The 12301-nt window shown below is 63.3% G+C and carries 15 protein-coding genes; 2 read left to right on the top strand and 13 right to left on the bottom strand.

From position 1 onward, the window contains the following. Nucleotides 1-136 precede the first annotated feature (136 nt). From H096_RS21520 to H096_RS34275, 3 genes are all read right to left on the bottom strand, one after another. A complete protein-coding gene (locus tag H096_RS21520) occupies nucleotides 137-583 on the bottom strand; it encodes a GNAT family N-acetyltransferase (protein WP_033901365.1) in 447 nt (148 codons plus the stop codon). Between the two features lie 305 nt (nucleotides 584-888). Next, nucleotides 889-1089, bottom strand: coding sequence for a DUF6021 family protein (locus H096_RS21515; RefSeq protein ID WP_033901364.1), 201 nt, complete (start codon nucleotides 1087-1089; stop codon nucleotides 889-891). A 14-nt stretch (nucleotides 1090-1103) separates the two neighbouring features. Then, complete coding sequence (locus H096_RS34275; protein ID WP_016979666.1) at nucleotides 1104-1280, bottom strand: hypothetical protein; 177 nt, start codon at nucleotides 1278-1280, stop codon at nucleotides 1104-1106. A gap of 114 nt (nucleotides 1281-1394) precedes the next feature. Between H096_RS34275 and H096_RS21510 the strand changes: the two genes are divergently transcribed. Further along, the gene (locus H096_RS21510; protein ID WP_033901363.1) at nucleotides 1395-1916 is read left to right on the top strand and encodes a DUF3087 family protein; all 522 of its coding nucleotides are present in this window, start codon (nucleotides 1395-1397) and stop codon (nucleotides 1914-1916) included. Here H096_RS21510 and H096_RS21505 read toward each other — a convergent pair. The 10 genes from H096_RS21505 to H096_RS21460 all read right to left on the bottom strand — a co-directional run bounded on the left by H096_RS21505 (nucleotide 1913) and on the right by H096_RS21460 (nucleotide 8851). Next, complete coding sequence (locus H096_RS21505; protein ID WP_241495522.1) at nucleotides 1913-2380, bottom strand: MEKHLA domain-containing protein; 468 nt, start codon at nucleotides 2378-2380, stop codon at nucleotides 1913-1915. The two genes, H096_RS21510 and H096_RS21505, sit on opposite strands and share 4 nt — an antisense overlap. Nucleotides 2381-2396: 16 nt before the next feature. Continuing rightward, a complete protein-coding gene (locus H096_RS21500) occupies nucleotides 2397-3527 on the bottom strand; it encodes an MFS transporter (RefSeq protein ID WP_033901361.1) in 1131 nt (376 codons plus the stop codon). 47 nt (nucleotides 3528-3574) lie between these two features. Next, nucleotides 3575-4939, bottom strand: coding sequence for an MFS transporter (locus H096_RS21495; protein ID WP_033901360.1), 1365 nt, complete (start codon nucleotides 4937-4939; stop codon nucleotides 3575-3577). Between the two features lie 86 nt (nucleotides 4940-5025). Further along, on the bottom strand, nucleotides 5026-5478 hold the full coding sequence (locus H096_RS21490) for an alpha/beta fold hydrolase (protein ID WP_051422128.1): 453 nt from the start codon (nucleotides 5476-5478) through the stop codon (nucleotides 5026-5028). Then, nucleotides 5471-6220, bottom strand: coding sequence for a DNA-binding domain-containing protein (locus tag H096_RS21485; RefSeq protein WP_033901359.1), 750 nt, complete (start codon nucleotides 6218-6220; stop codon nucleotides 5471-5473). The genes H096_RS21490 and H096_RS21485 overlap by 8 nt, the downstream gene beginning before the upstream one ends. Beyond that, entirely contained in the window at nucleotides 6217-7041 is an 825-nt protein-coding gene (locus tag H096_RS21480; protein ID WP_033901358.1) for a DUF692 domain-containing protein, read from the bottom strand. Before H096_RS21480 ends, H096_RS21485 begins: the two co-directional genes overlap by 4 nt. Before the next feature lie 54 nt (nucleotides 7042-7095). Further along, nucleotides 7096-7368 carry a hypothetical protein gene (locus tag H096_RS21475; protein WP_016979675.1) on the bottom strand — a complete coding sequence of 91 codons (273 nt, stop codon included), beginning with the start codon at nucleotides 7366-7368 and terminating at the stop codon, nucleotides 7096-7098. Between the two features lie 26 nt (nucleotides 7369-7394). After that, nucleotides 7395-8156 (bottom strand): alpha/beta hydrolase, encoded by a 762-nt coding sequence (locus H096_RS21470; protein ID WP_033901357.1) that lies wholly within the window; start codon nucleotides 8154-8156, stop codon nucleotides 7395-7397. A gap of 18 nt (nucleotides 8157-8174) precedes the next feature. Next, on the bottom strand, nucleotides 8175-8582 hold the full coding sequence (locus tag H096_RS21465; protein ID WP_033901356.1) for a DoxX family protein: 408 nt from the start codon (nucleotides 8580-8582) through the stop codon (nucleotides 8175-8177). Continuing rightward, nucleotides 8579-8851, bottom strand: coding sequence for a DUF2282 domain-containing protein (locus H096_RS21460; RefSeq protein WP_010209548.1), 273 nt, complete (start codon nucleotides 8849-8851; stop codon nucleotides 8579-8581). The genes H096_RS21465 and H096_RS21460 overlap by 4 nt, the downstream gene beginning before the upstream one ends. A 575-nt stretch (nucleotides 8852-9426) precedes the next feature. Between H096_RS21460 and H096_RS21455 the strand changes: the two genes are divergently transcribed. After that, the gene (locus tag H096_RS21455) at nucleotides 9427-12243 is read left to right on the top strand and encodes a winged helix-turn-helix domain-containing protein (RefSeq protein ID WP_033901369.1); all 2817 of its coding nucleotides are present in this window, start codon (nucleotides 9427-9429) and stop codon (nucleotides 12241-12243) included. Nucleotides 12244-12301 lie beyond the last annotated feature (58 nt).

Raw genomic sequence — 12301 nt, 5'->3', positions numbered from 1 at the left:
AGCATTCTCGCCTAAATGGGTGTCCGGTTTCATTAGACCACTACAATAAACTAGTTACTAAGAACGATGAATATGTTGAACCACTCCTGATTTTTTAGAGGATGGAATGACTACTTTTGGCCGAAACCTACCAAAATCAATCTTTACTCAACTCCACCCTATGCGTCGCATCCCCATCCTCTACCCGCACAAAGCCACAGCGCAGGTAAAACGCGCTTCCCTCGACAGTATCGGTATTAAGCCTCACGCTTCTAAAGTGCAAAGCAGCATGAACAAGCAGCGCATTCACCAGCCTCTGACCAACATTCTGCCCTCTAGAACTAGGCACCACGTACACACGTCGCAACCTCCCAACACCGGCTTCAGCATACGGATCAACCGAAAGCCCCCCGATCCCCACCAATCGCTCGTTCAAATAAGCTGCCATCAGGCACTCTCCAGGCGCATCGAAGCGATTGGCGCCTGACTGCCACTCCGAGATCAATCGGGTAAGAAACCTGAAACCCTCAGCCACCGCCGCGTTCTCAAGGTCAGCGATCTGTGGCGGTAGGTGTGTGATCGGTTGAATCTCCGTCTGGTTCATCCGTACTCCCTGGCTTGGCAAAAAACACTGGCGGCGCGGCAGGAAAACCCTTGAGCAACGCCTCTATTTGCCGGCGATTTTGGAACTGGACAGTCTGCACCTCTGGCCCCACCGCCGGGCGCGTCGTCTCGATGCCAGAGCGCGAGTCACGGTCGAAATTCCACACGTAGCGCAGGAAGGTCAGGAGCTCCCGGTCGAGTTCCCCGCTACAGCCGTCAGGCATGTGGACGACCAATGGTCAGTAACTGACTGGTGCAGAACTCCTTACCTTCTGCAGGATGCAGGTGCGGGAAGGTCGCACAGACTCAAGGCTTCAAGTCGCCCAACGGGTCGTAAGGCGGCTTTTTCTCATCCTTGTGTTTCTTCTCCTTATCCAACGGCGCAATCGCCGGCCCGATAGGGTCCACCTGCGGATCCGCCACATCCGGCGAATCCGGGTCAAACCCCAGTTCATCCTTGCCACTGGCATGCTCGCCCGAAGCCGGGCCTTTGGGTGGGTTACTCACGGCGTTCTCCTCGTTCAGAGTGGGCGGGCCTTGTCATGCAGGTTTTCCAGGTCTTCCTCGACGCGTTCCACGTCGTCGTCCTGACGCTCCGCCGGGTCGTTGGGGCGCAACGCATCGTTGTCGCGCTCTTCTTCTCCGGGTGTGCGGTCAGGGTTTGGGGTGCCGGGCGGTGGCTGGTTGTAGTCGGACATGATGGTTCACCTCAAAGGGGTCTACACAGGTTTAGAGAAACCGCCGTGCGCCATCGTTCAACTTGTTTGCCCAGGCGTGAGATGATGCGCGCCCCTTCTGGAGGCATGAACCGGATGTTCGAGCTCAAACCCTGCGACCCTGTCACCTTCCGCCAACAGACCCGGCGCAGCACGTTGATGGTGGCGGTGCTGTTCCTGGCCTTGGCGATGTTGCTGTCGAGTCTGGCGGTGATGCTGTTTGGCGAGCCTGGCGGGGATAATTTCCGCTTTAATGTCGGCGGTGTGTTCGCCGGGGTGCTGATTACGGTGGCGCTGGTGCGCGGGCCGTTCTGGAGCCAGCCGTGGCTGGCGGCGGCGGTGTATGGCTGGCAGCTCAAGCGCAACCTGATGAGCGTGACCAATGTGATGCACAAGGTCACTGAGCGGGTGCAGGCGAATGACCCGACGGCGATCAAGGTGCTGCGTTTTTATCATTTGGGCCTGACGCAGATGCATGAGCTGGACGCCAACTCCAGCGCCCAGGTGCAACTGGTCGCTGAGGTCGAGGCGCATAAGGCCAAGATGCAGGCGCTGGGGATCGATCCCGAGCAGACCCGGTTCGACCCCGCCTGGCTGCAGGCCTTTAAAAGCGCTTAGGCCAGCACGCCGATGCGTTGCGCGTCGGGCCAAAACAGCGCGGCCTGGCCGCAGGGTTGCCCGGCGTCGTCGAGCAGGGTCCACACTATCCCGGCATGGATCATGAAGGGCTGATCAAAGGCATCTACGCGCCAGCCGCTGTAACCGTCGGCGATGCCATCGGCGGTGACTTGCTCCAGCAGCACCTGGCGCGCGGCGCGGTCAAGTTCCGAGGCGCTGAAGCGTGAAGGCATGCCGATGAAGCGCTCGCGCGGGTATTTGAAGCACTGCAACGCGCAGTCATTCACGTAGGTAAAACGCGGGTCTGCGGCGCCGTCATGGGCGAGCAGGCTGTAGGGCGCGTCGCGGTGCAGCCAGGCCAGGCGCTGTTGCGGGTCGAGGTGGTCGGGGGCCGGCAGTCCCTGGCCGGTCCAGTGTCGATACGCCTTGTCCAGCACGCCTACGAAGTCTTCTTGATGGGACACGCACACCCTCACATCGTCAGTTGGAAATCTTTGCCCGCCAGCAGAACACCGCGCTGACGGCAATGGCCGCACCGGCCAGGCCAAACACCCAGGGCGCCGAGGCGATCGGCAGCAGCAAGCCGGCGAGCAAGGGCCCGAGGCCTGCGCCGATATCGCGCCACACAGCATTTGAAGCCAGCGCCGACACGCGCATGGAACCGGGGTTGCGCTCGGCTACCAATGTCGTCACCAGCGGCAGTTGCAGCGCACGCAACACCAGCACCGCCGCCGCGCCGACAATCACCCAATAGCTGCCGAACGCAGTCAGGGCCAGGGCACTCAGGAACGAAAACAGCAACAGCATCGAGGTCGCGCCAAACCGCTGGGCCGCGCGACCGCCCAGGGGGCTCAGGAGCATTTCCGAGACGTACCGCAGCGCCATCAGGCCGCCGGCGATCAGCACCGCATCGCCGCCCAACAGCTTCTGCGCCTGGATCGACAGCCCGAAGATAAACAGGCCGTCCAGCGCCACCCCTTCGATAAACGACCACATTGCCACGCTGTCCGGCCACTTGAAGCGCCGCCCCGGCGTGCTTTGCAAGTCATGCCCGACCGTAGGCAAGCCGCGCGCCATCCACAAGCCCACCAGGCAGCAGCCGGCCAGAATCAGAAAGATCGGACGCGGCCCGGTCATCAATGTCAGCCAGCCGCCCAGGGGCAACGCCAGCATCGGCCCCAGGGCGATCAGCGCGCGGGAACGCCCGGCCCGGCGTGCGGCACCGGCGGGTTCCGAGGTGGCCAATACTTGGGTCGACAGGTTCAACGCAGCAAAACACAGGCCCCACACCAGGCGCAGGCAGAGCAAGGCGGCGAAGCCGGACAGCAGCGAGTTGCCCACGGCGCACAGGGTGGCGGCGCCGGCGGCGATCATGCAGGTCAGACGGTCGCCGTTACGCGCGTAAAAATTGAGCACATGGCGGTAGCCGAAAATCCGCACCAGGCGATTGGCCGCCAGCAGCACACCGGCCTGGGCCAGGGTGATGCCGAAGGCCTGGGATTCCATCGGCAGCAGCAGGTAGAGCAACACGTCGCTGGGCAGGCATAACGCCAGGGTCAGCGCGGCGCGGCGGGAGTGGGTATCAGCGGTGCGGAGGGCCAGGCTGGACATAAATCTGGAAACATCCCGAAATATTCAGGTCGCCACGGTAGCGTTAATCAGCCCTTTTTCCCATAGGGAAACAACCGCAGACCACTGGCCACCGCACCGACCAAGGCAAACCCGCAGCCCAGCCACAGTGCATATTGCGGTCCGCTGCCCAGGGACAGGTGGAAACACAAGGCCACCAACGACGCGCCCAACGTCTGGCCCAACAACCGCGAAATCGCCACGATGCCACTCGCGCCGCCGCTGCGGGCCAACGGCGCACTGGTCATCAAGGCCTTGAGGTTGGGCGATTGGAAAAAGCCGAAACCGGCCCCACACAGCGCCATGCGCCAGCCGATATCAAACGCCGAGGCGCCACTGTTCAGTGCTGCCAGCGCGGCCATCCCCACACTGAGCATCAACAAGCCGATGCCGCACAGCACGCCCAGGTTCACGCGGTCGGCCAGGCGCCCCGCCACCAGCGCCATTACTGCCACGACCGCGGGCCACGGCGTCATGAGGAAACCGGTTTCCACCTGGCTATGCCCCAGCACCGCCTGCAACAGGAACGGCAGCGACACAAACGCCAGGCCCTGGGCACTGAACGCGCAAATAGCGGTAAGGGAAGACAAGGCAAACACCGGGCGCTTGAACAGGTCCAGCGCAAGCATCGGCGCCGGGTGCCCGGCCTGGCGCCGCAGCAGCAATGCACCGCACACCAGCGCCACGGCGATCAGGCCCAAGGTCAACGCGCCCTGGGCGCCGTGCACCGCCGTGCCCAAACCCAACACCAACAAGGCAAACAGCCCCGCGCACAACACAGCGGCAAGGCGATCGAACGCATGCCCGGTCATCGGCAGGGTTGGCAACGAGCGCAGGCCCAACGCCAGCGCCAGCAAACCCAAGGGCACGTTGATCAGGTACAGCCAGTGCCAGGTCGCCACCGACAGAATCGCCGATGCCGCGGTCGGCCCCAGGGTAAACGCCAACCCCACCACCAGCGAGTTGTAACCCAGTCCCCGACCGAGCATTTTTGACGGATAGATATGCCGCAGCAGCGCCGTGTTCACGCTCATGATCGCCGCCGCGCCCAGCCCCTGCACCACCCGCGCCGCCGTCAGGGTGACCAGCGAGCCGGCCAGCCCGCAAAACAGCGACGAGACAATAAACAGCAGCAACCCGCCGAGATACACCCGGCGATGCCCCAGCACATCACTGAGGGACGCAAATGGCAGCACCGTGGCGATGATCGCCAACTGGTAGGCGTTCACCACCCAGATCACCGAGGCGGAATCGGTGCCAATCCCCTCGGCCAGGGTCGGCAACGCCGTGTTGACGATGGCTGTGTCCAGGGTCGCCATGCCGATCCCCAGGGAGATCGCCATCACGGCCGGCAGGCGTTTATTGAGGGGCAACCCATCGGCAACAGAAGACATGGACAATCCGCGCAGGTGACAAAGGCGTTTAGATTAAGGGCTGCGGCGAATTTTTTCAGTGCTGGATTGGCTGGCTGTCAGTATTTTCATGTTCGCCAGTGCCCGGTCTTGGCCATTACCTCTACCGCTTCGGCGAAACCGGCCTGAGGTGCGCTGTTCAAGGTGACCAGGCCCACACAGCGGCTCGGTTTCAACCCAGCGGCACGCACGGCCACGCGCCCACCCGCCTCCACACCCGCCAACACCGCCTCGGGGATATGCAGCGCGTTCATCAGCTCCAGCACATCCTGGCCTTGCGCTGCCTCGTCCTGCCCGCGCAGGTTGGGGACGATCACCCGGAAACCTTGGGCCGCCAACGGTCCGCTGACCGTGGCAAAAGCGTTCACATCCGCCGCCAGCAAGATGATCGCCCGGCCCTCCTCCGGCCCGAACGCTTCATAACGGATCTCACCGTCATCGGTGCTCACCTGCTGCACGGCCAATGCCGGAGCGGCCATCACCACTGCTGCCAACAGCAAAAAACCACGACGATCAAACATGACGGACTCCCACTATTAATTCACTGCCCAGCCAACCGGCCAGGTATTCCCCTGCCTGCATCACACCCGCTTCTTCCCCCAGGCGCTGCACCAGGAACTCACACAGCCCGGCGAAACTGCCGTCGGCCTGTAGCTGTTGCACGGCCAGTAGTTCCAGCGCATCCACCTGGCGCAAACGCGACGTGAATTGGCGTCGCCACACCAGCAAGCCACCCGCCTGTTCCAGCATCACCGCTTCCGGCGCGGTCGCTTCCTGCCACAGCGCCGACCAGATGGCCTCGGCATTGGTGCTCAGGGCGTGGCAGCGCAACGACGGCGTCAACTGCAACACGGCTGTGTCCCAATCCAGTTCGGCCAGGACCTCCAGGGCCAACGGCTGTGCATCGGCGGCAACAAAGGCTTCATTCAGGGCCGACTCGATCCAGGCCAGTTCATGCACATCCGGGTTGCGCGGGAACACCGCCTTCAAGGTGGCGTAGAAGCCCTCCGGATACGCGTCCAGCGTCCAGGCGTGGGGCGGATGGTTGTCGATATGGGTGATGCTCGCCGCCAGGAAGGCCTCTTCCCCGACCCAACGGCGCAGGTTGGGAAATGCCTGTTCCAGGCACCCGACCAACTGCGCGCGGTAGTTGTTCTGGTACACCGCCAGGCCGGCGTGATGATTGCCCAGCGCCTGCGCGGATTCATCCGAGGCACTCACCAACCAGCTGCGAAAGGTCTGTTGTAGCTGTGCCAGGTTCATCGTTGCGCTCCCAACGTCCGGGCCGTGGCCAATTCCTGGAGCAGCTCGGCCAGTGGCGGGATCTCATCGTCGCGCTCGATCATGGTCGCCACCGGGCCCAGCCGGGTCATGGCCTGGGCGTACAGCTCCCAGACGCCGGTGCACACCGGGCTGTCATGGCTGTCGATCAAGATGTCACGGCCTTGACTGTGGCCAGCCAGGTGCACCTGGCGCACACGTTCGGCGGGAATACCTTTGAGAAACGCCTGTGCGTCGAAACCGTGGTTGCTGGCACTGACGAACACATTGTTGACGTCCAGCAGCAGTTCACAGCCGGTGCGCTGGGCCATGGCCGCGATAAATTCCCACTCGGTCATGGAGGCGCCTTCGAACGCCAGGTAACTCGACGGGTTCTCGAACAGCATGGTGCGGCCCAGCACGTCCTGGGCTTGCTGGATGTTGGCGCAGACCCGGTCCAGTGCCTCCTCGGTGTACGGCACTGGCAGCAAGTCATGGGAGTTGAAGCCACCGCTGCGCGACCAACTCAGGTGGTCGGACACGAACAGCGGTTCAACCTCGTCTACCAGCGACTTGAGGCGCTTCAAGTAATCCCCGTCCAGCCCTTCGGCGGTGCCGATGGACATGGACACACCGTGCAGCGCCAACGGGTAGCGCTCGCGCACCTGACGTAAAATGTGCCGGGGCTGACCGCCCGCGACCATGAAGTTTTCGGAGATCACTTCGACGAAATCCACGGGCACCGAGGTCTCCAGGAAGTCGCAGTAATGCTCCTTGCGCAGGCCCAGGCCGTAGCCTGAAAAGTGCGGGTTGGATGTCGACATGGCGGATCTCCGCAAAGAATAAGTGGCGAGCCCACACAGGGCCCGCCGGGTGGATTACTTCGGTTCGGTCAGGGTGCCGCCGGCCTTGAGACACTCGGACGGGGTCTTGACGATCACGCCTTCGCCCTTGCAGCTATTGAGGCCTTTGCAGTCGTTCTTGGCGGTGGCGCACAGGCTGGTGCCTTTGCAGGTGTTGACGCCGTAGCAGCGGCCGGGTTTTTCCTGCTGATCAGCAGCGCTGGCAGCGGTGGCGAACGAAGCCGAAGCCATGGCGATCAGGGCAGCAGCGGCAGCGAGGCTCAGACGGGATTTGAGTGCAGTGTTCATGGGTGTTTCTCCGGGGTTGGGGTGAATTACTTGATAACGGACGCAGCGTCTTCGATGACCTTCGCCACAGCCTCAGGCTGGGAGATGTACACCGAGTGGCTGGCCTTGATTTCGGTGACCTTGGAACCGGCGCGCTTGTACATCCAGCGTTGCAGGTCCGGGCTCAGGGCACGGTCTTCGGTGGAGACCACGGCGTAGGTCGGTTTTTTGTGCCAGGCCGCGGCCCACACGGTGCCGCCGAACAAGGCAGTGGTCGCCGGCACTTGGGAGGCGGCCATGAAGTCGGTGCGGTTGGTGGTCAGGTCGGCCGCAAAGTCGGCGTTGAATTTGGTGCGGTCGAAGAACAGATGACCGTCGCGGCTGGCCTTGATGTCATCGCTGGGCGCCGGCATCGAGCCGATCAACTGGGCCATGTTCTCGCCCACTTCCGGCTGCAACGCCGAGACGTAGACCAGCGACTTGACCTTGTCGCGGTCGCCGGCAATCGAGATCACCCCGCCACCGGAGCTGTGACCCACCAGCACCACCGGGCCGACTTGCTGCTCCAGTACTTCGCGGGTCTCGGCCACATCGGCGGCCAGGCTCTCGTGGCCCTGGTGCACCACGGTGACCTTGTAGCCCTTGTGAATCAGGATGTCGTGCACCACACGCCAGCCGGAACCGTCGACAAACGAACCGGGCACGATCACCACGCTTTTACCGGTGCCAGGCTGCGGAGCATCGGCCGCCTGGGCCAGCATCGGGACAGTCAGGGCCATAGCAATGGCCAGGGAAGAAAGCATACGCATTGGAAATCTCCATCAAAGTTAAGAACGTTTGCCCAAGATCAGGCGGTCCAACGACCAGGCCCCACCGCCGTACGCCAGCAGCGGCAACAACAAGCCCGCCCAGGTCAGGTGCACCGGCCAGGCGGCGGGGTACACAAACACCTCGATCACCAGGGTCATGCCCAGCAGCGCGGCGGCGGCCGGACGGGTCAGCAGGCCCAGCACCAGCAACAGCGGGAACAGGTGCTCGGCATAAGTCGCCAGGTGCGCAGCCCAGTCCGGCGGGATCAACGGCAAGGCGTACTCCGAACGGAACAGGGTGTAGGTCGACGGCTTGAGCTCAAGAAACCCCGTGACCTTGGTGCGCCCCGACAGGAAGAACACCGCCGCAATCGCCACCCGCGCCACCAGCAACAGCAGGGCTTCGGGGAGCAGGCGCTGGATCACGGCTGCTCCGTCAGGCTGCCGAAGCCTTTAGGGGTCTTGATCTGGGTGCAGGTGCCTTTGTCCACCAGCACCCAGGCGTTGCCCTGGTAGTCGGTGGTGGAGGTGGCGGCGCACGAGGTGCCAGCGCCTGCGGCGCAATCGTTGGCACCGGCCAGGGCCACGCCGAAGCATTTTTCCTGGGGCTTGGGTTCATCGGCATGAGCCACGGCCGCGAAGGCACTGAGGGACAGGGCGAGGGTTGCCGCGAGGGCTGCGTAAGGACGCTTCATGGGGTGAGTCTCCTGGCTTGACTGAGTGTGGCCAGGGCGCCTTGGGGTCGGTGACCGCCTGCGCCAGCTGGTGTGCAGAGTTAAAGCCAGGCGTGTATCCGGTCTGTGTCGCGAACGCGATAGAACGTCATGCGGGTGTATCAGGATGGGGCGGGGATACAGTTCGATACACAGTCAATAAAACATTGCCAAAACCCCGGCGGTTTATTCGGCATCCCGAACGACACAATTAGAAATATTCGCCTTTCCGAACGAAGGCTCTTAAGGGCCGCCGACGACCGCAAAAATCACCATAAATTTCATACGGTTGTTGTCATGTTTGTTACATGCCAACTGGCATACATTCTGCTTTATCCGTGTTTCTGGTAATAAAATGTTTCAGCTCTGAGACAGTCTCATCCCCTGAAGCATGGCCGGCGATCCACCTATAAAAACCACCACGCCCCAAAGGAGGGCGGCCTTCCGACCTTTTGATCGACATCAACTTTCCAAGACTGCTGCTGCACATCTGCACCCCAAAAAGGGCGAACGGCCTGATCGCCGAAAACAAGCCCGACTATAAAAAGGACGATTTGATGAGCTCGAGCAAGAACCACGCAGTGTCCTTCCTGGACGCAGACCACCCCGCGCCGGCCACCCCGGACAGCACCATTGGCTTCGGCCCTTTCCTACTCCTGGCAAGGCAGCACGTATTACTGCGCAACGGCGAGCCGGTGACCCTCGGCAGCCGTGCGCTCTACCTGCTGATTGCCCTGGTGACCCGCGCCGGCGAACTGCTGGAGAAATCCGAACTGATCTCCTTCGCCTGGCCCAAGGTGGTGGTGGAGGAATGCAACCTGCGCGCGCAGATCGTCGCATTGCGCCGGGCCCTGGGTGACGATGGCAACTTCAGCTATATCGTCACGGTGCCGGGTCGGGGTTATCGGTTTGTGGCGCCCGTCACGGTACTGGCTCCCGGTGAAGAGCACCTGCCGGTGCCTTATGTGCGGGTGGATGAGCCCAACCTGCCGACGTCGACAGCTGAAGTGATCGGCCGCGACGCCTTGATCGCCAGCCTGGCCGACCAGGTCATGAGCCAGCGCTTCGTCACCCTCACCGGCCCCGGCGGCATCGGCAAGACCACCGTGGCCATGGCCGTGGCGCAGCGCTTGGCCAGTGAACTCAACCTGGGCAGTTGTTTTGTCGACCTGGCCCCCGCCACCAGCGGGCAATGGGTGGCCGGCATGCTCACCAGCGCCCTGGGCATCCAGACCGTCAGCGAAGACCCACTGCACGGCGTGGCCGCCAGCCTGGCCAACCGGCGTCTGTTGCTGGTGCTGGACAACTGCGAACACGTGCTGCCGGCCACCGCCGACGCCGTGGAAACCCTGCTGCGCAGCGCGCCCCAATGCCATGTGCTGACCACCAGCCGCGAACCCCTGCGCGCCGACGGTGAACGGGTGCACGACCTGGCACCGCTGCAAGTGCCCGACGCACACGCCAGCCTCAGCGCCCAGGAAGCCCTGGCCTGGTCCGGCGTGCGCCTGTTTGTGGAGCGAGTGCGCGCCCTCGACCCTGACTTTGTGTTCGGTGATACCGATGTCGCGGCGGTCTGTGCGATCTGCCGCAAGCTCGACAGCAACGCCTTGGCCATCGAGATCGCCGCCGCCCGCGTGCGCACCTTTGGCATCCAGGACCTGGTGGGCCTGCTCGACGGTAGCTTCCGCCTGCAAATGACTGGCCGACGCACCGCCCTCGCCCGCCATCGCTCCTTGAGCGCCACCCTGGATTGGACCTACGCCATGCTCAGTGGCGATGAACAGGCGATGCTGCGTCAGCTCGCGGTGTTCACCGGTTCCTTCACCCTGGAAGCGGTCAAGTCGATGACCGCCAGCAGCAGCCTCGACCCGCGCAACGCCCTGCCCCTGCTCGAAAGCCTGATGGACAAGTCACTGCTGATCGCCGGTGAGTCCAAGGCGCTCAAACGCTATCGCCTACTGGAAACCACCCGCGCCTACGCCCTGGAAAAACTCAGCGAACAAGGCGAAACCCGCTCAACCTGCCAACGCCATGCACGCTATGCCCTCGGCATGCTGCAGGAAGCCGGGCAGACCCTGGACGGCCTGTCGCCGGAAACCTGGCTGGCGCTCTACGGCCCGGAAATCAACACCATCCGTGCGGCGCTCGACTGGGCCTACTCGCCCAGCGGCGACTTGGCATTGGGCATCGAACTGACCTTGGGTGGCGTGCCGCTGTGGTTGCGTTTGTCCCTGGTCAGCGAGTGCCGCACCTGGGTCGATAAAGGCCTGGCCAGCGACGGCCTCGTCCCACTGCCGTTGCGCCAGCGCATGTTGTTGCAGACCGCCCTGGCCAGTGTGCTGATGCTCACCTACGGCACCGGCAGCGAAATGCGCGAAGCCTGGCGCCAGGTGCGCGAAGACGCCCGCGACCTCGGTGATGCCGAGCACAAATTGCGCGCGTTGTGGGGTTTGTGGACCGACCGCTGCGGCTGCAACCAGTACACCGAAGCGCTGGAACTGGCCGAGCGCTACATCGCCCTGAACAGCAGCGGCAGCCACCAACTGCTCGGCAAGCGCATGCGCGCCGTGGCGCTGTTCCACATGGGTGACCTGCTGGGCGCTAGGCAGAATATCGACGAAGCGCTCGGCTCACCGTCGGCGCCGCGCTCGCACATCATCGACGTGCACTTCGACCAACGCATCGCCGCGCGCTGCCTCAAGGCCAAGGTGCAGCTGCTCGAAGGCGATGTCGACCCGGCACTGCGCCTGATCGGCCAGTGCGTCGACGAAGCCATCTCCCTCGATCACCCCGCGACCCTCTGGTACACGCTGTGCCTGGGCGCGATCCCCTTGGCGTTGCTGGCGTCCAACCTGCCGAAAGTGCGCTACTACCTGGGGTTGCTGCAAGGCAGCACCACCGGTCAGGACCTGCATATCTGGCGGCAATTTCGCCTGTGCTTCGAAAGCATCCTGCTGATCCGCGAAGGCTCGCCCGAAGCCGGCGTGCCGCAACTGGGCGAAGCCCTGCATCACCTGCAAGGCCAGGGTGACAGCCAGCTCTACAGCCTACTTCGCTGCGAATACGCCCTGGGCCTGGCGCGCCTGGGCCTGGAAAAACTCGCCCTGGAAGTGCTGGAAGACACCCTGCAACTGGCCCTCGGCCGCCACGAACGCTGGTTCGCACCGCAGATGTTGCGCATCAAGGCACAACTGACCCTGCGCCAGGCGCACTTCGGCTCGGTGGACAAGGCCAAAGTGTTGCTGCGCCAGGCGTGGGTGGATGCGCAATTGTCCGGCGCGCATTTTTGGCGGGCGCAGATTGCGACGGATTTGGCGCGGCTTCAGGAGCCCAAATTGCGCATCGCCTCCCTGCCGCGCTTCCAGCACCGCTAGAAACGTCAATCTGGAATGATTTTCTGTAGTGAGCGGGGTTGTTGTGGTGAGCGGGCTT

The organism is Pseudomonas sp. FH1, from assembly GCF_000510895.2.
Classification (GTDB): Bacteria; Pseudomonadota; Gammaproteobacteria; order Pseudomonadales; family Pseudomonadaceae; genus Aquipseudomonas; species Aquipseudomonas azotoformans_A.
This window is presented reverse-complemented; position numbering and strand designations above follow the sequence as displayed.

Coding starts and splice junctions, on each gene's coding strand:
- H096_RS21455 (WP_033901369.1), top strand. CDS start 9,427: ATGAGCTCGAGCAAGAACCACGCAGTGTCCTTCCTGGACGCAGACCAC.
- H096_RS21500 (WP_033901361.1), bottom strand. CDS start 3,527: ATGTCCAGCCTGGCCCTCCGCACCGCTGATACCCACTCCCGCCGCGCC.
- H096_RS21480 (WP_033901358.1), bottom strand. CDS start 7,041: ATGTCGACATCCAACCCGCACTTTTCAGGCTACGGCCTGGGCCTGCGC.
- H096_RS21495 (WP_033901360.1), bottom strand. CDS start 4,939: ATGTCTTCTGTTGCCGATGGGTTGCCCCTCAATAAACGCCTGCCGGCC.
- H096_RS21510 (WP_033901363.1), top strand. CDS start 1,395: ATGTTCGAGCTCAAACCCTGCGACCCTGTCACCTTCCGCCAACAGACC.
- H096_RS21485 (WP_033901359.1), bottom strand. CDS start 6,220: ATGAACCTGGCACAGCTACAACAGACCTTTCGCAGCTGGTTGGTGAGT.
- H096_RS21475 (WP_016979675.1), bottom strand. CDS start 7,368: ATGAACACTGCACTCAAATCCCGTCTGAGCCTCGCTGCCGCTGCTGCC.
- H096_RS21470 (WP_033901357.1), bottom strand. CDS start 8,156: ATGCGTATGCTTTCTTCCCTGGCCATTGCTATGGCCCTGACTGTCCCG.
- H096_RS21520 (WP_033901365.1), bottom strand. CDS start 583: ATGAACCAGACGGAGATTCAACCGATCACACACCTACCGCCACAGATC.
- H096_RS21460 (WP_010209548.1), bottom strand. CDS start 8,851: ATGAAGCGTCCTTACGCAGCCCTCGCGGCAACCCTCGCCCTGTCCCTC.
- H096_RS34275 (WP_016979666.1), bottom strand. CDS start 1,280: ATGTCCGACTACAACCAGCCACCGCCCGGCACCCCAAACCCTGACCGC.
- H096_RS21490 (WP_051422128.1), bottom strand. CDS start 5,478: ATGTTTGATCGTCGTGGTTTTTTGCTGTTGGCAGCAGTGGTGATGGCC.